Here is a 21,731-nt window from a genome sequence, read left to right on the forward strand (position 1 = left end):
GTCCTTGTCAATTGTCCATCGCGCCGAACCGGATGACCGTTCCGCCATCGCTGCCGGCATGGCGGCGCAGGAGGTCCTGCAGGTAGGCGCCAGCCTCCTCCAGTCCTTCCCGTCCGCTGTAACCGTTGATGATGGCCAGCAGACGGGTGGTGCCGAGGGTCAGCTTGGTGCGTTCGTGGTCGCTCGTCGGTGTGCCGATGCCCCCGAGCGCGTCGCGGTAGACGGGCAGCCCCTCGATGTTGAGCGTGCCGCGCCCGATGCCCTCATAGGGTTCTCCCGGACGGCCGATGCCCAGGGTGAGCGTGTCCCCCTCAATCTTGTCGGCGTCAAATCCCCCGATGGAGTAACCACTGGCGATGGAGACCACGTTGATGAGGTCGACCAGCGTGTCTATCTGGTAGAGCGGACTGCCCTTGAGGATGCGTCGGCAGAGGGCTTCCGATGACGGACGGTAGCGGCTGGGGTCCTTGCCGCACCGCTTGTATGCCTCGCGCGTCGCCTGGATGGGGCGCATCGTCTTGATGGAGTCGGTGGTGTAGCGGGCACGGTAGTCCGCGGTGAAACGTTCGATTTCCTCCCAAAGTGGCTCGCAGTAGGCACTGTTCTGCACCCGGGCGAGCACGGCCAGCCCGCAGAAGTCGGGGCAGGCGTTCCTGATGTCGTCAGATAAGAGTATGCGCATGGATGTGTCGATATGCTGTTTTGCAAGCAAAATTAGCCATTTTGAGACAGATTCGTAGCATAAAGGCGGTTCTAAATGAACAAGAAGGCAACGAATTTGGCGTTCGTCCTGAATTTTTCCTCATGCAAGGGAGACGGAATAGAAAAGATGCACTATTTTTGCAGGGAGTTATATATGACAAGGATAAGCATGAAGACTGACTCGCAGTTCTTGATTGACATAGACCGTATCTTGGAAGCCAAGGCAGGGGCGAAAGCAAAGTATGTACCCCGCTTCGTGGTGTCCTACCTGAAGCGCATCGTCCATCAGGACGAAATCAACGGGTTCCTGCGCAGTGTGGAAGGGAAAGTCGGCGTGGACTTTCTGGAAGAAGGGATGAAGTTCCTCGACACGAAGCTGGACGTGCACGGGCTGGAGAACCTGCCCGACGACGGACGGCTCTGCACGTTCGTGAGCAATCATCCCCTGGGTGGACAGGACGGCGTGGCGCTGGGCTACCTGCTCGGCAAGCATTACGACGGGCGCATCAAATACCTGGTCAACGACCTGCTGATGAACCTCAAGGGCCTTGCCCCCCTCTTCATCCCCATCAACAAGACAGGCTCGCAGGCAAAGGACTTCCCGCTCATGGTGGAAGCCGGCTTCAACTCGGACTGTCATATCATCATGTTCCCTGCCGGGCTTTGCTCCCGTCGGCACAACGGTGTCATCCGGGACCTGGAGTGGAAGAAGACCTTCATCGTGAAGAGCGTGCAACATCGGCGCGACATTGTCCCCATACACTTCGAGGGGCGCAACTCCGACTTCTTCTACAACCTGGCGAACGTATGCAAGGCGTTGGGCATCAAGTTCAACATCGCCATGCTCTATCTCGCCGACGAGATGTTCAAGAACCGCCACAAGACCTTCCGCGTCACCATCGGCAAGCCCATCCCCTGGCAGACATTTGACAAGAGCCGGACACCGGCACAGTGGGCGGCGTACGTGAAAGAGTCAGTCTATAAGTTGTAAACCAGCATAAAGCAAATAAAAATCTATGGAAGAAATCATCGCACCGATACCCAAGGAAGTACTGAAGTCGGAGCTGACCGAAGACAAGCGTCTTCGTTTTACGAACAAGAGCAACAACGAAATCTACATAGTGACGTACCAGGACTCGCCGAACGTGCTGCGCGAGATCGGACGTCTGCGCGAAATCGCCTTCCGGGCTGCCGGCGGCGGGACGGGACTGCCCTACGACCTCGACGAGTATGACACGATGGAGAACCCCTACAAGCAGCTCGTCGTGTGGAATCCGGAAGCGGAAGAGATTCTCGGCGGTTACCGTTACCTGCGCGGCACGGACGTGCAGTTCGACGAGAACGGACAGCCGAAGCTGGCGACCGCCCACCTGTTCCACTTCTCCGACCGCTTCCTGACGGACTTCCTGCCCACGACCATCGAGCTGGGACGTTCGTTCGTCACCCTCGAATACCAGTCGACCCGCGCAGGCTCGAAGGGGCTGTTCGCCCTCGACAACTTGTGGGACGGCCTGGGAGCACTCACCGTGGTCATGCCTGAGGTGAAGTATTTCTTCGGAAAGATGACCATGTATCCTTCGTACAACCGCTTCGGACGGGACATGATCCTCTACTTCCTCAACAAGCACTTCGAGGACAAGGACAACCTCATCACACCGTTGAAGCCCCTCCAGCTGGAGACGGACCCGGAGCTGCTGAAAACTATCTTCTGTAAGGAAACGTTCAAGGAGGACTACAAGATACTGAACACCGAGGTGCGCAAGCTGGGCTACAACATTCCCCCGCTGGTGAATGCCTACATGGGGCTGTCGCCGACGATGCGCATGTTCGGCACTGCCATCAACTACGGCTTCGGCGACGTCGAGGAGACCGGCATCCTGATTGCCGTCGACGAGATTCTGGAGGAGAAGCGCATCCGCCACATCGAGTCCTTCGTCAAGCAGCACCCCGAAGCCCTGAAAATCACTTCCGGCGCCAACCGGGTCATCTACGAGTCCAAGCAGTAGGCGCCGGCAGTTCCTGCCCGCCTCACACCGCCGGGAGGCTGTTGCCGTTGATTTTGCGGTAGAGGTCCAGCGCGTAGATGTCCGTCATGCCCGACAGGTAGTCGAGCACCGCCTGGATGCGCCCGTAGAGCGTGGGTGCATGCACGTCGTACTGGTCGGACACGCGGTTGATGAGCAGCTGCGAGTAAGCCTTCTCGGGCGACATGACCGCGTCGATGAGCAGGTCGAGCAGGGTCATGATGACCTTGAAACCGGCGAGCTCGATGTCCACCACGTCCTTCGAACGGTAGATGCTGGCGTATGCCTTGCGCGAACACGCCTCGTACGCCGCGTGCACCTCGGGGCTGATGTGGTCGATAAGGCTCCCCTTGAACGTCCCTGCCAACAGCTCCTCCTCGTGCTCGACAAAGGCACGGGTACACTCCTTCACCAAGACTCCGATGACCGACGAACGCAGGTAGGCGACCTGCTCGTTCACGTCCTGCACCATGCGGCAGACCTCGGCAATGTGCGTCCGCTTCTCCTCACCGAAGAAGCCGAGGAACAGTTGCCGTATCTCCTCCGTACCCACCAGTTTCAACTTGTGGGCATCCTCCATGTCCATCACCTGATAGCAGATGTCGTCCGCCGCTTCCACCAGGTAGACCAGCGGATGGCGCACGTAGCGTAGGGGCGCACCCTCACGGCTCAGGCGCACCATGCCCAGTTCGTCGGCAATGCGGCGGAAGTCGTCTGCCTCACTGACGAAAAAGCCGAACTTGGGCTTATGCAGCGCCAGCGACGAGGCGTAGGGATACTTGACAATCGAAGCCAGGGTCGTGTAGGTCATCACGAAGCCGCCCCTGCGGCGCCCGATGAACTGGTGGGTCAGCAGACGGAAAGCATTGGCATTGCCTTCGAAGTGAATCAGGTCCTGCCACTCCTCCTCCGAGAGGTGTTCGCGCAGACGCAGTCCGTTGCCTTCCGAGAAATACGTTCCGATGGCACGCTCGCCCGAGTGCCCGAAAGGCGGATTGCCCATATCATGCGCCAGGCAGGCCGCCGAGACGATGGCGCCGATTTCCGTCAGGTGGGTGTCAGCCAGCTCGGGATGCAGCGCCAGCAGCTGTTTGGCGGAGTCATTGCCCAGCGAGCGTCCCACACAGGAGACCTCCAGGCTGTGCGTCAGCCGGTTGTGGACGAAGATGCTGCCCGGCAGGGGAAAGACCTGTGTCTTGTTCTGCAAGCGCCGGAACGGAGCTGAGAAGATGAGGCGGTCATAGTCCCGCTGGAACTCCGTGCGGTCGTCCTTCTTGCGGGCATGAAGTTCCTCCAGGCCGAAGCGTTTGTTCGATAAGAGTTGGTTCCATTTCATAGCGGAGTGTCACGTTAGTACGGATGCAAAGTTACAATACGCTTAAATAATTGAAAATCTTTTCCGCTATGTTTTTCGAATTACGTACTTTCGCAGGACAGAACACGTACTGACAGATTATGAACGTAGAAATCATCAATAAATCCAGACATCCCCTGCCGGCATACGCCACGCCGCTGTCCGCCGGCATGGACCTCCGAGCCAACCTCGACCAGCCCATCGTCCTGAAGCCCCTCCAACGCTGCCTCGTCCCCACGGGGCTGTACATCGCCCTGCCCGCAGGCTATGAAGCACAGGTACGTCCCCGCAGCGGGCTTGCCATCAAGAAGGGCATCGGCGTGCTCAACGCTCCCGGCACCATCGACGCCGACTACCGCGGGGAGATTTGCGTCATCCTCGTCAACCTCTCGCCGGACGACTTCGTAATCGAGGACGGCGAACGCATCGCCCAGCTCGTCGTGGCACGCCATGAGCAGGTCACCTGGAACGAAGTCGACACGCTCGACGACACCGAACGTGGCGCCGGTGGCTTCGGTCACACCGGCAAGCACTAAAGACCCCCAACCTCCACTCCGACTACCGACAATGAAACGAACCCCCACCCTCCTACTCCGACGTCTGGTGCTGTGCTGCGCCTGGCTCAGCCTGCTCGCGCTGGCTGCCTCCTGCGGCTCGTCGGCACGCGCCACCCGTCAGCCGGACACCGCCACGGCAACCGTCACCGAGAAAGCCTTGACCGAGGACGAGCAGCGCAAGTTCGAATACTTCCTCATCGAGGCCTCACGACTCAAGCAGTCCGGCGACTATGACGCTGCCCTGGAGATGTATGAGCACTGCCTCAGCATCGACCCGACGTCCGGCGCCGTCCTCTATGAAATGGCCTACTTCTACACGATGCTCAACCAGGCGGACAAGGCGCAGGACTGCTTCGAGCGCGCCGTCGCCGTCAACCCCGACAACTTCTGGTACAAACAGACGCTGGCGGCGTTCTACCAGCGTGCCGGGCAGCCGGACAAGGCAATCGCCGTCTATGAGTCCATGGCGGCACAGTTTCCCCAACGCAGCGAACCGCTCCTGGCACTCGTGAGCCTCTACGGCGAGAAGCAGGACAACCCGAACGTCATCCGCACCCTCGACCGCCTGGAGGTCAAGGAGGGAAAGTCCGAGCAGTTCAGCATGGAGAAGTTCCGCATCTACCTGCAGATGGACAGCACCGCACACGCCTTCAACGAGATAGAGAAGCTCGTGAAGGAATATCCGAACGACACACGCTACAAGCTCATACTCGGAGGCGTCTACCTGGACAACGACCGGATGGACGACGCCTATGCCACCTTCCGCGGCGTACTGGACGAAGAGCCGGACAACCCCCAGGCTCAGCTCGCCGTGGCAAGCTACTACCAGCGTCAGGGCAACGACTCGCTCTACAACGCCTGCCTCGACCGCGCCCTGCTCAACGAGAAGCTCGACACACCCACCCGGCTCGACATCATGCGCCAGCTCATCATCGACAGCGAACAGACGGGCAACGGCGACACGACCCGCATCATGGACATGTTCCGACGCATCCTCCCGCTCGAACGTGAGAGCGCGGACCTGAGCATGCTCTGCGCCCAGTACATGATTACGAAGCAAATGCCCGACGACCACATCAAGCCCGTGCTCTACCACATCCTGGAAATAGAGCCGGACAATACCGTCGCACGCCTCCAGCTGCTGAGCTATGCCGTCAAGAAGGACGACTACAACGACGCCATCGCCATCTGCCGCCCGGCACTGGAGTACAACCCCGAAGTCATCGAGTTCTACTACTACCTCGGGCTCTCCTACTACCAGGTGGACCGCACCGACGAGGCGCTCGCCACCTTCAGCAAAGGCGTCGAGCAGGCCACTGAGAAAAGTGACAAGGAACTCATCTCCAACTTCTACCAGCTCATGGGGGACATCTACCACGAGAAGCAGAACAACCAGCTGGCATACGCCGCCTACGACTCCTCGCTCGTCTACAACCCCGAGAACATCGGCACGCTCAACAACTACGCCTACTACCTCTCCCTCGAAAGGAAAGACCTCGACCGGGCGGAAGAGATGAGCTACAAGACCGTCAAGGCGGAACCGCAGAACGCCACCTACCTGGACACCTACGCCTGGATCCTCTTCGAGAAGGGCCGCTATGCCGAGGCGAAGCTCTACATCGACGATGCCATCAAGAACGAACAGTCGCCCGGAGCTGCCGTCTGGGAACACTGCGGCGACATCTACTACATGACCGGCGATACCGAGAAGGCGCTGGAGTTCTGGCGGAAGGCGCTGGAGATGGAAGACAACGAGTCCAAGACACTTGAACGTAAGATCAAACTGAAGAAATACATAGCCGAATGAAAGCGTGGAAACAGATTACCCTGTGCTGCCTTGTCGCAGCTACCGGACTGCTCACCGGATGTAAGTCGTCCCGTGGTGTGACGGGCAAAAGTCCGTCCGCAGGAAGCCTCAACCGGACGGAACGCGTGGAGCGGGTCCTCGCACAGGCCCCGCAAACCGAGTGCATCAACGCCAAGATGCGCTTCTCCCTGCAACTGGGGGAGAAGGACTTCTCCATCGGGGGCAACTTCCGCATGAAGAAGGACGACGTCATCCAGCTCTCGCTCGTGGGCTTCGGCATCATCGAGGGCGGGCGCATCGAGTTCACCCGGGACTCCGTCCTGCTGGTCGACCGCCTGCACCACCAGTATATCTCCGTGGCATACAACGATGTTGCCTTCCTGCGGGAGTCCCAAGTGGACTTTTACACACTCCAGGCACTCTTCTGGAACGAACTCATCCTGCCGGGACTGCAGCACGTCACCCCTGCCGAGGCACGCCACTTTGACGTCAGCCGGGAGGGCGACAGCGTGGTGCTCACCGGCGACGGGAACCGCAGGCTGGCATACCGCTTCTTCACCTCCCTCGTGACGGGACTGCTGGAGCGCACCGAGATCAGCTCACGCTCCGACTACCGTCTGGACTGGACCTACGGCGACTTCGTGGACCTGGGAGGCGCGAAGTATCCTGCCCAGATGCGCATCGAGCTTTTCGGGCTGCGCACGTCGGCAGTGATGACGCTCTCGCTCAACCGCATCGGCACCGACAGCGGATGGGCGACACGGACGCAGGTGTCGAAACGCTACGAACGGGTCGACCCTGCCAAGCTCATCGACCGGCTGATGAAGATGTAAGCCTCCGTCCGCGGTGGACTCCCGACCGACGGACCGACGGAACCGCTTCCGCCTGACACGCACTTTAACCCAACGAACGTAAGACCTGCCCTATGAACAGACTGTGGATTTGCCTGATAGCCTTATGCCTGACCCTTCCCCTTGCAGCACAGACCAACCGGAAGATTCAGGAGTTGCAGGAACGCCGTGGCGCCCTGCAGAAGGAAATTGCCGCATCGGAACAAATGCTGCTCTCCACGCAGAAGGACGTGCGCAGCCAGCTCAACGACCTCAAGGTGCTGGGCGGGCAGATAGACATGCGCCGCAAACTCATCGCCTCCATCGTCGATGACATGAAAGCGCTCGACAGCGAGTTGGTCACCCTCCGCGGACAGCTGGGCTACCTGCAACGCCAGCTGGACGACCGGCGGGAGAAGTACGCCACGTCCGTGAAATATCGCCACAAGAACCGCAGCATGGAGGAGAAGCTCATGTTCATCTTCTCCGCCGAGGAGCTGTCGCAAATCTACCGACGCCTGCGCTACGTCCGCGAGTACGGGGACTTCCAGCGACGGCAAGCCGAGGAAATCGTCCGCAAGCAACAGGAGATACAGGCGAAGCAGGCGGAGCTGACCCAGGTGCGCAACGAGAAGAGCAACCTGCTGGGCTTGCAGTCCGCTGAACAGGACAAGCTGGAGAAACAGGAGCAGGCACAGCGCACCCTCGTGGCAAGTCTGCAGAAGAAGCAGAAGGGACTGCAAAACGAACTGGCGCAGAAGCGCCGCCAGGCGGAACGGCTGAACGCACAGATTGACCGCCTCATCGAGGCAGAGATTGCCGCCGCCAAGAAGCGTGCCGAGGAGGAGGCACGCCGACGGGCTGCCGCCGCAAAGAAACGTCCGTCCTCCTCCACCGGGACGACGAAGGAGACCCCGAAAGCAGCTCCCATGGAAGCCTACAAGACCGACAGCGGCGACCGCCGCCTCTCTGCCACCTTCGAGCGCAACAAGGGCATCCTGCCCGTCCCCATCACCGGGGGCTACCTCGTCGTGGAGCATTACGGAAGGCAGAACCTGCCCGGGCTCACCCACGTGACGCTCGACAACAAGGGCATCGACATCAAGGGCCGTCCGGGGGCACAGGCGCGTGCCATCTTCGACGGGGAGGTGTCAGCGGTGTTCCAGTATAACGGCATGACGAACGTACTGGTGCGCCACGGGAGCTACATCTCCGTCTACTGCAACCTCAAGTCGACTCACGTCAGACGCGGACAGCAGGTGAAGACGCGTGACACGCTGGGCGAAGTGGCTGCCGACCCGTCGGGCAACCTGGTCCTGCACTTCCAACTCCGCAAGGAGACGGCACGACTCAACCCGGAGGCATGGCTGAAGCTCTAGGCGCCACCGGAACTGTGCCCCATCATCCAGAAAAGGTCCACACGTCAAACAAACATTACAAATTTACAGCTCGAAAAGAACCGTCCCATTCCTCGCTTCGTACGGACCTGTCCGCAGCGTCGTACGGACGCGTCCGTACGAGCGTAGTGACCCATCCGTACGAGCGTACGGACGCGTCCGTATGAAGTTAAAAAACCTTTAGCGAAATCATATCTGTAAATCAACACCTTACGACGATTCTATCCGAACGGACGGATGAGAAAAAAACGAGTTCTCCGTCCGTTCGTCCGTTTTGAAAAAATCCAACAAGATGAAGGGACGGCACATGCCTTCCGCCCGTCCGCCTGCCCCTGTCTGCACTCGCTGACGGGACGGGAACACGCACCGCAGCGTCCTTGCCGCGCGCCGTTCGTCCGGCGTCCGTCGAAAACGGCGGACGGACGCGGCGTTTTTCAACACTGTGTTGATAACTAAATAGGCTCTTTTTCGCACAAAGAGCATGCGCAGTACACGATTATTGAGTACCTTTACACCCAAATTCGCCGTCAGGGGCGACAACGATGCAACAACTTAAACATCAGAGACTCACTATGAGCGAAGGACCAGTCTACCATATCCCCGTCCTGCTGCATCCCAGCGTGGACGGCATGAACATACAGCCCGGAGGAATCTATGTCGACGTGACCTTCGGCGGCGGCGGACACTCGCGCGAGATACTGCGCCGCATGGACGACACCGCCCGCCTCTACAGCTTCGACCAGGATGAGGACGCGGAAAAGAACATCGTCGACGACCCGCGGTTCACATTCGTGCGGAGCAACTTCCGCTACCTCCACAACTTCCTGCGCTACTACCACCACGAACAGGTGGATGCCATCCTTGCCGACCTGGGCGTGTCGTCCCACCACTTCGATGACAGCGAAAGGGGCTTCTCGTTCCGCTTCGAGGGCAAGCTCGACATGCGCATGAACAAGCGGTCGGGACTGACGGCCGCCGACGTGGTGAACACCTACAGCGAAGAGCGTCTGGCGGACCTGTTCTACCTTTACGGGGAACTGAAGAACAGCCGCAAGCTTGCCGCCACACTGGTCAAGGCTCGTGCGTCGGCACCGCTGACGACCATCGAGGAGTTTCTCGCCGTCGTGAAGCCGCTCTTCGGACGCGAACGTGAGAAGAAAGAGCTTGCCAAGGTGTTCCAGGCACTGCGCATCGAGGTGAACCAGGAGATGGAGGCGCTCAAGGAGATGCTCGCCGCCGCGGTCAGGGTGCTCAAGCCGGGCGGACGCCTGGTGGTCATCACCTACCACTCGCTGGAGGACCGCATCGTGAAGAACCTCATGAAGACGGGCAACACCGAGGGGCGCGTGGTGAAGGATTTCTTCGGACGGGTGGAAACTCCCTTCCGCCTGGTCACGAACAAAGTCATCGTCCCCGATGAAGCCGAGCAGCAACGCAACCCCCGCTCGCGGAGCGCCAAGCTGCGCATCGCCGAACGGACGGCAACAGACACGGAACAACAGGCAACCGAAAACGATTAATCACTATGGAAGAAGAAGACAAGACTACCGCAATACCCGCTCCCGAACAGCCGGAGGAGAAGCACCGGCCGTCAGCTGAAGACGGCGAGGAGAAGCTCTCGTTCAAAAGCTTCCTGGGGGGCGACATCCTGACCCATAAGTTCCTGCGCCGGCAGTTCTGGCTGCTGGTGATGCTCGTGGTGTACGGCATCCTCTACATCGGAAACCGCTATGCCTGCCAGCAGCAAATCATCGCCATCGACCGGATGAAGAAGGAGCTGACCAACATGAAGTACAACGCGCTCACACGCTCGTCTGAACTGACGGAGAAGAGCCGGCAGTCGAAAATCGAGGAGTACGTCTCCAAGGAGAAGAGCACCCTCCAGACATCGACCAACCCACCCTACCTAATCAAGTAAGCCTATGGCGAAGCATAAGAACATACTCACACGCTACCTCGCCCTCATCGTCCTGATGGTGGTCGTGGGCATCTCCATCATCGTGAAGGCGGGCGTCATCATGTTCGGAGAGAGGGACTACTGGCACACCGTGGCGGAACGGTACGTCTCGGAGAATGTGCCGGTGAAGGCCACACGCGGCAACATCCTCTCCGCCGACGGACAGCTCATGGCGAGCAGCCTGCCGGAATACAAGATTTACATGGACTTCAAGGCAGGAGGCAAGGAGAAAGACTCCCTCCTGATGGCACACCTCGACGAGATATGCAAGGGGATGCACCGGATACTCCCCGACCGCAGCGTGGCGGAGTTCAAGGCGACCTTCAAGAAGGGACGCAAACTGGGCGCACGCCACTACCCGCTCTACCCCTACCGCATCTCGTTCACCCAGTTCCAGGAAATCAAGCAGCTGCCCGTCCTGGAACGTTCCAAGAACAAGAGCGGCCTCATCGGCGAGCCGTTCAACCAGCGCAAGAAGCCCTTCGGCTCGCTGGCACGACGGACGCTGGGCGAGATGTTTCCCTCGAAAGACTCTGCCATCAGCGGACTGGAGCTGTCGTTCGACTCGCTCCTGCGCGGTACGCCGGGCATCGCCCACCGGCAGAAGGTGATGGGCGCGAACGGAGTGCTCATCGTCGACCGCCGGCCGGTGGACGGGTGCGACATCATCAGCACCATCGACGTGGACATGCAGGACATCGCCGAGAAGGCACTCATGGACAAGCTGAAGGAAATCAACGCCGACTGGGGGACGGCGGTCCTGATGGAAGTCGCCACGGGCGACGTGAAGGCTATCGTGAACCTGACCAAGACCGGCGACAGCCTCTACTATGAGAAGGACAACTGGGCTGTGGGCAGCATGATGGAGCCGGGCTCCACCTTCAAGACCGCCTCCATCATGGTGGCGATGGAGGACGGATACATCACCCCCGACTACGAAGTGGACACGGGCAACGGCATCCGCATGATGTACCGCCGCCCCATGCGCGACCACAACTGGCACCGCGGCGGCTACGGCAAAATCAATGTGAGCCGCATCCTCGAGGTGTCGTCCAACGTGGGCGTGTCGTCCATCATCGACCAGTTCTACCACGACGACCCGCAACGCTTCGTCAACGGACTGAAACGCATGAGCCTCGACAAGCCCCTGCACCTCCAGGTGCCGGGAGAAGGCACGCCCTACATCAAGGGACCCAAGGAACGGAAGAACTTCTCGCTGACGTCGCTGCCGTGGATGAGCATCGGATATGAGACCATGATTCCGCCCATCAACATCCTGACGTTCTATAACGCCATCGCCAACAACGGGACGATGGTGCGCCCGCGCTTCGTCACCGCTGCCATGCAGGGAGACGAGGTGGTGGAGGAGTACCCGGTGGAAGTCATCAACCCGAAAATCTGCTCCGACACGACCCTGACGCAGATACGCACCATCCTGCGGCGCGTGGTAAGCCAGGGACTTGCCAAGCCCGCCGGCAGCAAGCAGTTCAGCGTGTCGGGCAAGACGGGCACGGCACAGGTGTCGCAAGGCGCGTCGGGCTACAAGTCGGGCACGGTGAAGTATCTCGTAAGCTTCTGCGGCTTCTTCCCGTCCGAGCACCCGAAGTACAGCATGATTGTCTCCATCCGCATTCCTCATGGCCCCGCTTCGGGCGGACTGATGGCGGGCAGCGTGTTCAGCCGCATAGCCGAACGCGTGTACGCCAAGGACCTGACGCTGCGGCTGGAGGATGCCATCGATTCCACTTCGGTGGTCGTCCCCACGGTGAAGGACGGCGACCTGGCTGAGACGGAGACGGTGCTGCAGGCTCTCCAGGTGAAGACTCGCCGTGCACCCGGCGTGGGCGACAGCCCGTGGGCTACGTTCCACAGCGACTCCGTGGCGGTCAGCCTGAAACCGCTTGCCTTCCGCAAGGGGCTGGTCCCCAACGTACGCGGCATGGGTGCGAAAGACGCCGTCTATGCGCTCGAACAGTCCGGGCTGCGTGTCCGGATGGAAGGCGTGGGACACGTCTACTACCAGAGCATCCTGCCCGGAAGCCGTGTATCAAAGGGCGCGGCGGTAGTGATACGATTACGCAATTAACTGATTATAACCACCCGGAGCCTCCACCGGAGGTTCCCAAACCTGAACTGTTATGAAACTGGAAAGACTGCTTGAACACATCAAGATAAACAACCTGAGCGGCGACCCGCAGTGCGACATCACGGGCGTGAACATCGACTCGCGCCGCATTGCCGGGGGACACCTCTTCATCGCCCTCCGCGGTACACAGACGGACGGACATGCCTACATCGGCAAGGCCATCGAACTGGGGGCACGCGCCATCCTCTGCGAGACCCTGCCCGACACGCTCGCCGAGGGCGTGACCTACGTCGTGGTGGACAGTACCGAAGACGTCGTGGGACAGGTCGCTACCACCTTCTACGGCGACCCGACCTCTAAGGTGGAACTGGTGGGAGTGACCGGCACCAACGGCAAGACGACCATCGCTACCTTATTATATAAGATGTTCCGGCACTTCGGTTACAAGGTGGGACTCCTCTCCACCGTGTGCAACTACATTGACGACGAGGCTATCCCGACCGACCACACCACGCCGGACCCCATCACGCTCAACGCCTTGCTCGGACGCATGGCCGACGAGGGGTGCAAGTACGTCTTCATGGAGGTCAGCTCACACTCCGTCGCCCAGAAGCGTATCGGGGGACTCCGCTTTGCCGGGGGCATCTTCACGAACCTGACACGCGACCATCTGGACTATCACAAGACGTTCGAGAACTACCTCAAGGCGAAGAAGGCTTTCTTCGACGGACTGCCCAAGAGCGCCTTCGCACTGACCAACGCCGACGACCGCAACGGCATGGTCATGGTGCAGAACACCCGTGCCCGCGTGGCGACCTACTCGCTCCGCAGTCTGTGCGACTTCCAGGGCAAAGTGCTGGAGGACGGTTTCGAAGGCATGCTGATGGACATCAACGGCACGGAGGTCAACGTGCAGTTCATCGGTCGTTTCAATGCGTCCAACCTGCTGGCGGTCTACGGGGCCGCCGTCCTGTTGGGCAAGAAGCCCGAGGACGTGCTGGTGGCACTGAGCCTGCTCCGCCCCGTCGCCGGACGATTTGACGCCCAGCGTTCGCCGGACGGGTACACCGCCATCGTCGACTACGCCCACACCCCCGATGCCCTGGAGAATGTGCTCAATGCCATCCACGAGGTGCTCCGCGGCCAGGGTCATGTCATCACCGTGGTGGGAGCCGGCGGCAACCGCGACAAGGGCAAGCGTCCACTGATGGCACAGGAGGCTGCCCGCCAGAGCGACCGCCTCATCATCACGTCCGACAACCCCCGCTTCGAGGAACCGCAAGCCATCATCGACGACATGCTCGCCGGGCTGACCGCAGAGGACAAGCGGAAGACCCTCTCCATCGTCGACCGTCGCGAAGCCATCCGCACTGCCTGCCTGCTCGCCCAACCGGGCGATGTCGTCCTGGTGGCAGGCAAGGGACACGAGGACTATCAGGAGATAAAAGGCGTGAAACACCACTTCGACGACCGCGAAATCATCCGCGACCTATTTGCTAACCACTAACCAACGACAGACGAATGCTCTACTATCTCTTCAAATACCTTGAGGGGCTCGACTTCCCCGGAGCGCGCATGTTCGGCTACGTGTCGTTCCGCTCGCTCATCGCCATCATCCTGGCGTTGCTCATCTCCTCCATCTTCGGGCAGTACTTCATCACCCTGCTGAAGCGCAAGCAGATTTCCGAGGAACAACGCGATGCCAGCATCGACCCCTTCAATACCGGCAAGGTGGGCGTGCCCACCATGGGCGGCATCATCATCATCGTCGCCATACTCATCCCCTGCCTGCTGCTGGGGAGGCTGGACAACATCTACATGGTGCTGATGCTCATCACCACGGTGTGGCTGGGCACACTGGGCTTCCTCGATGACTACATCAAGACCTTCAAGCACGACAAGGAGGGACTGCACGGGAAGTTCAAAATTATCGGACAGGTCGGACTGGGACTCATCGTCGGTCTGACACTCTATCTCAGCCCCGACGTGGTGATACGCAAGAACATCGAGCACCGCCAGGTGAACAACACCGTCGCCATCGTCCATGAGAGCCAGGCGGAGAAGTCTACCCAGACCACCATCCCCTTCTTCAAGAACAACAACCTGGACTATGCCGACCTCGTGGGCTTCATGGGCGAGCACAAGGAAGCCGCGGGCTGGGTGCTCTTCGTCCTCGTCACCATCTTCGTGGTCACTGCGGTCTCGAACGGCGCGAACCTCAACGACGGCATGGACGGCATGGCTGCGGGCAACTCCGCCATCATCGGCGTGACACTCGGCATCCTCGCCTACGTCTCCAGCCACATCGAGTACGCCAGCTACCTGAACATCATGTATATCCCGGGAAGTGAGGAGCTGGTCATCTTCATCTGCGCCTTCATCGGTGCCCTCATCGGCTTCCTGTGGTACAATGCCTACCCGGCACAGATATTCATGGGCGACACGGGCAGCCTCACCATCGGCGGCATCATCGCCGTGTTCGCCATCATCATCCACAAGGAGCTGCTCATCCCTATCTTGTGCGGCGTGTTCCTCGTGGAGAACCTCTCGGTCATCCTTCAGGTGCGCTACTACAAGAGTGGGAAAAAGAAGGGCGTAAAGCAGCGTCTGTTCAAGCGGACGCCCATCCACGACCACTTCCGCACCACCCTGGCGCAGCTCGACCCGAATTGCAGCTATGTATTCACCAAGCCTGCCAACGCCTTCCATGAATCGAAAATCACCGTCCGCTTCTGGATTGTGACCATCGTGCTGGCGGCAATCACTATAATCACACTTAAAATCAGATGACAATGAAACGTATTGTTGTTTTAGGAGCCGGCGAGAGCGGAGCCGGCGCAGCTGTCCTTGCCAAGGTCAAAGGCTTTGACGTGTTCGTGTCGGACCTGTCGGCCATCAAAGATAAGTACAAGCAGATGCTCGACAGCAGAGGCATCGCCTGGGAGGAGGGCCATCACACGGAATCGCTCATCCTCAATGCCGACGAAGTCATCAAGAGCCCCGGCATCCCCAACGACGCCCCCATGGTGCTCCGCGTGAAGGAGAAGGGCATCCCCGTCATCTCTGAGATAGAGTTTGCCGGGCGCTACACCCACGCCAAGATGATCTGTATCACGGGCAGCAACGGGAAGACCACCACGACCTCGCTCATCTATCACATCTTCCGCAGCGCAGGGCTGAACGTCGGTCTGGCAGGAAACATCGGACAGAGCCTCGCCCTGCAGGTCGCCGAGAAGGACTATGACTACTACATCATCGAGCTGAGCAGCTTCCAGCTCGACAACATGTACAACTTCCGGGCAAACATCGCCGTGCTGATGAACATCACGCCCGACCACCTCGACCGCTACGACCACAACATGCAGAACTACATCGACGCCAAGTTCCGCATCATACAGAACCAGACGCAGGACGACGCCTTCATCTTCTGGAACGACGACCCCATCATCCGCCGCGAACTGAAGAAGTACGGCATCCAGGCAAAGCTCTGCCCGTTCTCCGAGCTGAAGGAGCAGGGCGTCATCGCCTACACCGAGGACAACAAGCTCTATTTCACCGAACCCATCGCCTTCAACATGGAGGAGGAGGAACTGGCACTCACCGGTACCCACAACCTGTACAACTCCATGGCAGCAGGCATCTCCGCCAACCTCGCAGGCATCCGCAAGGAGACCATCCGCGAAGCCCTCAGCGACTTCAAGGGGGTACCCCACCGCCTGGAGAAAGCCGGCACGGTCGACGGCGTGGAATACATCAACGACTCCAAAGCCACCAACGTCAACTCCTGCTGGTACGCCCTGCAAAGCATGACCACACCCACCGTGCTCATCCTTGGCGGCAAGGACAAGGGCAACGACTACAACGAAATCAAGGACCTCGTGGCACAGAAGTGCCGCGCCCTCGTCTACATGGGACTGCACAACGAGAAGCTGCACGACTTCTTCGACCCCATGGGATTACCCGTAGCCGATGTCCGCAGCATGGCGGATGCCATCGACGCCGCCCGCCGCATGGCACAACCCGGCGACACCGTCCTGCTCAGCCCCTGCTGCGCCAGCTTCGACCTCTTCAAGAGCTACGAAGACCGCGGCGACCAGTTCAAGGCATGCGTCCGGGCCCTCCGGTCCTAACCTCTAACCCTCAGGCTTATGGAACTTCTCAAAAACCTCTTCAAAGGTGACAAGGTCGTGTGGGCAGTGTTCCTGCTCCTCTGCCTCACCTCCGTCCTCGAAGTGTTCAGCGCGAGCAGTACGCTGGCCTTCCAGACGGGAAACTACACGTCACAGATTATCCGCCACACCGGATTCCTTGTTGGCGGTGCGGCCCTGGCTATCGGCGTGCAGTTCATCCCCCTGCGTGTGTTCAAGCTCGCCCCGCTGTTGCTGCTCTTTACGTGGATTTGCCTCATCCTGATGCAATGCGGACTGGGTGTGGAAAAGAACGATGGCATACGCTGGTTCAAAATCTTCGGTGTGCCTTTCCAACCCTCCGAGCTGGCAAAGATGGGACTCATCATCACGGTCGCCATCATCCTCTCGCATTTCCAGGAAGAGAAGGGCTCCTCCCGCACCGCCTTCAAGTGGATACTCGGTTGCACCATCCCCACCCTCCTGCTCATTGCCCCCGACAACCTCTCGACGGCACTCATCCTGGGCGGCATCATCTTCCTGATGATGTTCATCGGACGCGTACCTTTCCGTCAGCTGGGCGCCCTGCTGGGAATCATCGTCCTTGCCGGCGGACTCTTCGCCACCTTCCTGCTCGTCACACCGACTGACACGCTGAAGAAAGTCCCCTTGCTGGAGCGACGCGGCCCCACGTGGAAGAACCGCCTCCTGGACTTCAGCGACAAGCATCAGGAGACAGTTCCTCCCGAGAAATACGACATCCAGGCGAACTACCAGGTGGGACACGCCCACATTGCCATCGCCTCGGGCAACGTCATCGGACTGGGTCCCGGCAACTCGAAGACCCGCGACAACCTGCCCCAGGCATACTCCGACTTCATCTTCGCCATCATCCTTGAGGAACTGGGTATCCTGCCCGCCGCAGGCATCATCTTCCTCTACGTGATCCTGCTCATCCGTACGGCAAAGATTGCCAACAAGTGCAACAGGGACTTCCCGGCACTGATGGCCATCGGCGTGGCATTGCTCATCGTCATGCAGGCCTTTGTCAACATGATGGTCGCCGTCGGTCTGTTCCCCGTGACGGGACAACCGCTGCCCCTCATCAGCCGGGGTGGTACATCGACGCTCATCAACTGCGTCTACATCGGCATCATCCTGAGCGTAAGCCGCTACAACAACATCCAGGCTGACAAGCAACAGGCACTCGCAGAAGGCGACATCGCCAAAGCCGAACGCCTTGAAGAACTGGGTAGCGGACTCGACACCGAGCCACGCCAGGGAGGACTCCTGTAACCCCAACATCCGACGCCGGAGAGGTCGTATGTCAACGTTCCTTCATCTTTCAGGAAAGAACGGACGCATCCGCCCTCTCCGGCGTCTCTGTTTCTCCCCGGACCGTACCGGAGCATCGGCAACAGAAGGGTATGCCAGTCCGCCTCTTCGAGCATATAGCCTCCTGAATTCCGACAGGAATCCGGCTGCATCCGCGCGTTCCTATTCTTTATAAACCGTTCCCTATCCTCCCCTTCCTTTTCCCTTCTTCCCCTTTTTCACACCCGACGCAAAATTATCTCGTTGTTTACCACACCGCTATATTGATTTATTCGTACTTTTGTGGAACAATCCCCAAAACGACCATTCAAATGGAAGAAGAACTGAGAATCATCATAAGCGGCGGTGGTACCGGAGGACACATCTTCCCCGCAGTCTCCATCGCCAATGCCCTCAAAGCCAAACGTCCCGACGCACGCATCCTCTTCGTGGGCGCACTGGGACGCATGGAGATGCAACGCGTCCCGGCGGCAGGCTACGACATCGTCGGACTGCCCGTGTGCGGATTCGACCGCAAACACCTGTGGCGCAACATTGCCGTACTCTGGAAACTTGCCAAAAGCCAGCTGAAGGCACGGCACATCATCAAGGAGTTCCGTCCGCAGGTAGCAGTGGGTGTAGGCGGCTATGCCAGCGGTCCCACCCTGAAAGTCGCAGGGATGATGGGCATCCCCACCCTGATTCAGGAACAGAACTCATACGCCGGCGTCACCAACAAGCTGCTGGCCCAAAAGGCGGAGAAAATCTGCGTTGCCTATGAAGGGATGGAACGTTTCTTCCCCGCCGGGAAGATTATCATGACGGGCAACCCCGTCCGCCAGGACCTGCTCGACCGGCAGACCGACCGCAGCGAGGCCGTCCGTTCCTTCGGACTCGACCCGGAAAAGAAGACCATCCTCATCATCGGCGGAAGCCTCGGCGCACGCACCATCAACCAGTGCGTACTCTCCCACCTGGACCTCATCCGCTCTTCGGGTGTCCAGTTCATCTGGCAGACCGGCAAAATCTACATCGATGATGCCCGCCGCCGCGTCGCGGAAGCCGGAGAGCTCCCGATGCTCCACGTCACGGACTTCATCAGCCGCATGGACCTCGCCTACAGCGCTGCCGACCTGGTCATCTCGCGTGCCGGAGCCGGCTCCATCTCGGAGTTCTGTCTGCTGCGCAAGCCTGTGGTACTGGTGCCCTCGCCCAACGTAGCGGAAGACCATCAGACGAAGAACGCCCTTGCCCTGGTCGACAAGGGAGCGGCACTCTACGTGAAAGACAGTGAAGCGCAAGAGAAGATGCTCGCCACCGCCATCGATGCCGTGAACGATGCTCCCCGCCTGCGCACCCTGAGTGAAAACATTGCCAAGCTTGCCTTCTACAACTCGGCGGACCGCATCGCCGACGAAGTACTGGCACTGGCAGCAAACTACCGGAACAATCATGAACGTTGATACCATACGCTCGGTCTACTTCATCGGAGCTGGCGGCATCGGCATGAGCGCCCTCGAACGCTACTTCCTGTCGAAAGGCAAGGTGGTGGCAGGCTATGACCGCACCCCGAGCGAACTGACCGAGCAACTGATGCGCGAAGGAGCACTGCTCCATTTCGAAGAGAACACCGACCTGATTCCTGAAGCATGCAAGGACCCTGCCACGACGCTGGTGGTCTACACACCCGCCATTCCGCCGACACACCGGGAACTGACCTACTTCAGGGAACACGGCTTCGAACTGCACAAGCGTGCCCAGGTATTGGGGGTCATCACCCGTTCCGACCGCGGACTTTGCGTGGCGGGCACACATGGGAAGACCACCACATCGACCATGGCGGCACACCTGCTCTACGAGTCCCATGTCGGCTGCACCGCCTTCCTTGGCGGCATCTCACAAAACTACGGGACCAACCTGCTGCTCTCCACCAGGAGCGACCTCGTAGTCATTGAGGCCGACGAGTTCGACCGCTCCTTCCATCACCTGACGCCCTACATGGCGGTCATTACGGCGACCGACCCCGACCACCTCGATGTGTACGGGACGAAGGAGGCATACCTGGAGAGCTTCCGCCACTTCACCACCCTCATCCGTCCTGACGGCTGCCTGATCATCCACGAAGGACTGGAGATGCATCCCGACGTAGCCGAGGGGGTGACCGTCTACACCTATTCGCGTGAACACGGCGACTTCCATGCCGAGAACATCCGTATCGGAGGCGGAGACATCACGTTCGACTTCGTGTCGCCCCGCGGCACCGTGCGCGACATCAGCCTGGGAGTCCCCGTAAGCATCAACATCGACAACAGCATCGCCGCCATGGCACTGGCACAGCTCAACGGAGCCACCGACGAGGAACTCCGTAACGGCATGGCAAGCTACCGCGGCGTGGAACGTCGGTTCGACTTCAAGATACGCACACCCGAACGTGCCTTCCTGACCGACTACGCACACCACCCTGCCGAACTGCGGCAGAGTGCGCTGTCCATCCGCGAACTCTATAAAGGCAAGAAGCTCACGGCACTCTTCCAGCCGCACCTCTACACCCGGACACGCGACTTCTATGCCGACTTCGCCGAGAGCCTCTCGCTCTTTGACGAGGTCATCCTGACGGACATCTATCCGGCAAGGGAAGCCCCCATCGAAGGCGTAACGAGCCGGCTCATCTACGACCGCCTTGCACCGGGAGTGGAGAAGACCCTCTGCCGGAAGGAGGAAGTGCCTGACATCATCCGTACCAAACGTCCGGAAGTACTGATACTGCTCGGTGCCGGCGACCTGGACCGCTATGTTCCCCAACTCTGTGACATCCTGAACGAACCATGCTGAAGAAAATCCTCATCCTGACCGTCGTCCTGCTCCTGCTCGCCTACCTGGCAGTGGCAATGACCCGCCTGAACCGGCAGCCTGCCGATGCCGTGTGCACCGACCTGGCCGTGACCGTCGACGCTGACGGACAAGAGGGAGACTTCATCACCCCTGCCGACATCAAGCACCTCCTGCAGAAAGACGGGCTGTACCCCAAGGGCAAAAAGCTTGACTCCATACGTTGCCGCGACATCGAGGCCTGTCTGGACAAAAGCCCCTTCATCAAGGAAGCGGAATGCTTCAAGAGCCCCACGGGACAGGTCTGCGTGAAAATCAGCCAGCGCATTCCCGTGTTCCGCATCATGGCAGACAACGGCGAACAATACTACCTCGACAGCTACGGGACCGTCATCCCCCGCTCGGGCTATGCCGCCCACCTGCCGGTCGTGACGGGACACGTGACGCAGAAGAATGCCGCCTCCCTACTCGTCGAACTGGGCAGATGCCTCCAGAACGACCCGTTCTGGAACAGCCAGGTCGAGCAGGTCAACGTCACACCGGACGGCGAACTGGAGATAGTTCCACGCGTAGGAGACCACATTGTCTTCCTCGGCAAGCCACGGGACATCGAAGGCAAGCTGGCACGCCTGCGCACCTTCTACGAAAAGGCATTGAACAAAGTGGGATGGAACAAGTACGCCCGCATCAGCCTAGAGTTTAACAACCAGATTATTTGCACCAAGAACCGATAACGAAACCAAGAAG

The 21,731-nt window shown here is 59.6% G+C and carries 19 protein-coding genes; 17 read left to right on the forward strand and 2 right to left on the reverse strand.

Annotation, left to right across the window (positions count from 1 at the left end; all coding sequences use genetic code 11):
- Positions 1-7: 7 nt before the first annotated feature.
- Entirely contained in the window at positions 8-682 is a 675-nt protein-coding gene (locus M3087_RS06920) for a B3/4 domain-containing protein (RefSeq protein WP_249094638.1), read from the reverse strand.
- Positions 683-871: 189 nt separating this feature from the next.
- Here M3087_RS06920 and M3087_RS06925 point away from each other — a divergent pair, with 189 nt between their 5' ends.
- On the forward strand, positions 872-1,693 hold the full coding sequence (locus M3087_RS06925; protein WP_249094640.1) for a 1-acyl-sn-glycerol-3-phosphate acyltransferase: 822 nt from the start codon (positions 872-874) through the stop codon (positions 1,691-1,693).
- A 25-nt stretch (positions 1,694-1,718) separates the two neighbouring features.
- On the forward strand, positions 1,719-2,708 hold the full coding sequence (locus M3087_RS06930; protein ID WP_022385898.1) for a GNAT family N-acetyltransferase: 990 nt from the start codon (positions 1,719-1,721) through the stop codon (positions 2,706-2,708).
- Positions 2,709-2,730: 22 nt separating this feature from the next.
- Here M3087_RS06930 and M3087_RS06935 read toward each other — a convergent pair whose 3' ends face one another.
- Positions 2,731-4,062 carry a deoxyguanosinetriphosphate triphosphohydrolase gene (locus tag M3087_RS06935; protein WP_249094642.1) on the reverse strand — a complete coding sequence of 444 codons (1,332 nt, stop codon included), beginning with the start codon at positions 4,060-4,062 and terminating at the stop codon, positions 2,731-2,733.
- Positions 4,063-4,181: 119 nt separating this feature from the next.
- On the opposite strand from M3087_RS06935, the gene dut reads away from it, so the two are divergent.
- The 15 genes from dut to M3087_RS07010 all read left to right on the forward strand — a co-directional run bounded on the left by dut (position 4,182) and on the right by M3087_RS07010 (position 21,718).
- Positions 4,182-4,616 carry a dUTP diphosphatase gene (gene dut / locus M3087_RS06940; RefSeq protein WP_022383475.1) on the forward strand — a complete coding sequence of 145 codons (435 nt, stop codon included), beginning with the start codon at positions 4,182-4,184 and terminating at the stop codon, positions 4,614-4,616.
- A 31-nt stretch (positions 4,617-4,647) separates the two neighbouring features.
- Positions 4,648-6,444, forward strand: coding sequence for a tetratricopeptide repeat protein (locus tag M3087_RS06945; protein ID WP_249094644.1), 1,797 nt, complete (start codon positions 4,648-4,650; stop codon positions 6,442-6,444).
- Positions 6,441-7,277, forward strand: a complete 837-nt coding sequence (locus M3087_RS06950; protein WP_249094646.1) for a DUF4292 domain-containing protein — start codon at positions 6,441-6,443, stop codon at positions 7,275-7,277. Before M3087_RS06945 ends, M3087_RS06950 begins: the two co-directional genes overlap by 4 nt.
- Before the next feature lie 92 nt (positions 7,278-7,369).
- Positions 7,370-8,653 (forward strand): murein hydrolase activator EnvC family protein, encoded by a 1,284-nt coding sequence (locus M3087_RS06955; protein ID WP_249094648.1) that lies wholly within the window; start codon positions 7,370-7,372, stop codon positions 8,651-8,653.
- A gap of 255 nt (positions 8,654-8,908) precedes the next feature.
- Positions 8,909-9,127 carry a hypothetical protein gene (locus M3087_RS06960; protein WP_249094649.1) on the forward strand — a complete coding sequence of 73 codons (219 nt, stop codon included), beginning with the start codon at positions 8,909-8,911 and terminating at the stop codon, positions 9,125-9,127.
- A gap of 116 nt (positions 9,128-9,243) precedes the next feature.
- Positions 9,244-10,191, forward strand: a complete 948-nt coding sequence (gene rsmH, locus M3087_RS06965) for a 16S rRNA (cytosine(1402)-N(4))-methyltransferase RsmH (RefSeq protein WP_249094651.1) — start codon at positions 9,244-9,246, stop codon at positions 10,189-10,191.
- A gap of 5 nt (positions 10,192-10,196) precedes the next feature.
- Positions 10,197-10,589, forward strand: a complete 393-nt coding sequence (locus M3087_RS06970) for an FtsL-like putative cell division protein (protein ID WP_234395679.1) — start codon at positions 10,197-10,199, stop codon at positions 10,587-10,589.
- Between the two features lie 4 nt (positions 10,590-10,593).
- Entirely contained in the window at positions 10,594-12,714 is a 2,121-nt protein-coding gene (locus M3087_RS06975; protein WP_249094653.1) for a penicillin-binding protein, read from the forward strand.
- Between the two features lie 52 nt (positions 12,715-12,766).
- Positions 12,767-14,221: a UDP-N-acetylmuramoyl-L-alanyl-D-glutamate--2,6-diaminopimelate ligase gene (locus M3087_RS06980; protein ID WP_249094655.1), complete on the forward strand. Its 1,455-nt coding sequence runs from the start codon at positions 12,767-12,769 to the stop codon at positions 14,219-14,221.
- Positions 14,222-14,235: 14 nt separating this feature from the next.
- Positions 14,236-15,504 (forward strand): phospho-N-acetylmuramoyl-pentapeptide-transferase, encoded by a 1,269-nt coding sequence (gene mraY / locus M3087_RS06985; RefSeq protein WP_249094658.1) that lies wholly within the window; start codon positions 14,236-14,238, stop codon positions 15,502-15,504.
- A gap of 2 nt (positions 15,505-15,506) precedes the next feature.
- On the forward strand, positions 15,507-16,844 hold the full coding sequence (gene murD / locus M3087_RS06990) for a UDP-N-acetylmuramoyl-L-alanine--D-glutamate ligase (protein WP_022385836.1): 1,338 nt from the start codon (positions 15,507-15,509) through the stop codon (positions 16,842-16,844).
- 18 nt (positions 16,845-16,862) lie between these two features.
- On the forward strand, positions 16,863-18,137 hold the full coding sequence (locus M3087_RS06995) for an FtsW/RodA/SpoVE family cell cycle protein (RefSeq protein WP_022385835.1): 1,275 nt from the start codon (positions 16,863-16,865) through the stop codon (positions 18,135-18,137).
- Positions 18,138-18,487: 350 nt separating this feature from the next.
- Entirely contained in the window at positions 18,488-19,618 is a 1,131-nt protein-coding gene (murG, locus tag M3087_RS07000; protein ID WP_249094661.1) for an undecaprenyldiphospho-muramoylpentapeptide beta-N-acetylglucosaminyltransferase, read from the forward strand.
- Positions 19,608-20,987, forward strand: a complete 1,380-nt coding sequence (locus M3087_RS07005; RefSeq protein WP_249094662.1) for a UDP-N-acetylmuramate--L-alanine ligase — start codon at positions 19,608-19,610, stop codon at positions 20,985-20,987. The genes murG and M3087_RS07005 overlap by 11 nt, the downstream gene beginning before the upstream one ends.
- Positions 20,981-21,718, forward strand: coding sequence for a cell division protein FtsQ/DivIB (locus tag M3087_RS07010; RefSeq protein WP_022385832.1), 738 nt, complete (start codon positions 20,981-20,983; stop codon positions 21,716-21,718). Before M3087_RS07005 ends, M3087_RS07010 begins: the two co-directional genes overlap by 7 nt.
- Positions 21,719-21,731: the final 13 nt, after the last annotated feature.

Source organism: Mediterranea sp. ET5, from assembly GCF_023337025.1.
Taxonomy (GTDB): domain Bacteria; phylum Bacteroidota; class Bacteroidia; order Bacteroidales; family Bacteroidaceae; genus Phocaeicola_A.

Excerpts from the sequence above, each read along its gene's own strand:
- M3087_RS06920 (WP_249094638.1), bottom strand. The coding sequence starts at position 682 with ATGCGCATACTCTTATCTGACGACATCAGGAACGCCTGCCCCGACTTC.
- M3087_RS06925 (WP_249094640.1), top strand. The coding sequence starts at position 872 with ATGAAGACTGACTCGCAGTTCTTGATTGACATAGACCGTATCTTGGAA.
- M3087_RS06930 (WP_022385898.1), top strand. The coding sequence starts at position 1,719 with ATGGAAGAAATCATCGCACCGATACCCAAGGAAGTACTGAAGTCGGAG.
- M3087_RS06935 (WP_249094642.1), bottom strand. The coding sequence starts at position 4,062 with ATGAAATGGAACCAACTCTTATCGAACAAACGCTTCGGCCTGGAGGAA.
- dut (WP_022383475.1), top strand. The coding sequence starts at position 4,182 with ATGAACGTAGAAATCATCAATAAATCCAGACATCCCCTGCCGGCATAC.
- M3087_RS06945 (WP_249094644.1), top strand. The coding sequence starts at position 4,648 with ATGAAACGAACCCCCACCCTCCTACTCCGACGTCTGGTGCTGTGCTGC.
- M3087_RS06950 (WP_249094646.1), top strand. The coding sequence starts at position 6,441 with ATGAAAGCGTGGAAACAGATTACCCTGTGCTGCCTTGTCGCAGCTACC.
- M3087_RS06955 (WP_249094648.1), top strand. The coding sequence starts at position 7,370 with ATGAACAGACTGTGGATTTGCCTGATAGCCTTATGCCTGACCCTTCCC.
- M3087_RS06960 (WP_249094649.1), top strand. The coding sequence starts at position 8,909 with ATGAGAAAAAAACGAGTTCTCCGTCCGTTCGTCCGTTTTGAAAAAATC.
- rsmH (WP_249094651.1), top strand. The coding sequence starts at position 9,244 with ATGAGCGAAGGACCAGTCTACCATATCCCCGTCCTGCTGCATCCCAGC.
- M3087_RS06970 (WP_234395679.1), top strand. The coding sequence starts at position 10,197 with ATGGAAGAAGAAGACAAGACTACCGCAATACCCGCTCCCGAACAGCCG.
- M3087_RS06975 (WP_249094653.1), top strand. The coding sequence starts at position 10,594 with ATGGCGAAGCATAAGAACATACTCACACGCTACCTCGCCCTCATCGTC.
- M3087_RS06980 (WP_249094655.1), top strand. The coding sequence starts at position 12,767 with ATGAAACTGGAAAGACTGCTTGAACACATCAAGATAAACAACCTGAGC.
- mraY (WP_249094658.1), top strand. The coding sequence starts at position 14,236 with ATGCTCTACTATCTCTTCAAATACCTTGAGGGGCTCGACTTCCCCGGA.
- murD (WP_022385836.1), top strand. The coding sequence starts at position 15,507 with ATGAAACGTATTGTTGTTTTAGGAGCCGGCGAGAGCGGAGCCGGCGCA.
- M3087_RS06995 (WP_022385835.1), top strand. The coding sequence starts at position 16,863 with ATGGAACTTCTCAAAAACCTCTTCAAAGGTGACAAGGTCGTGTGGGCA.
- murG (WP_249094661.1), top strand. The coding sequence starts at position 18,488 with ATGGAAGAAGAACTGAGAATCATCATAAGCGGCGGTGGTACCGGAGGA.
- M3087_RS07005 (WP_249094662.1), top strand. The coding sequence starts at position 19,608 with ATGAACGTTGATACCATACGCTCGGTCTACTTCATCGGAGCTGGCGGC.
- M3087_RS07010 (WP_022385832.1), top strand. The coding sequence starts at position 20,981 with ATGCTGAAGAAAATCCTCATCCTGACCGTCGTCCTGCTCCTGCTCGCC.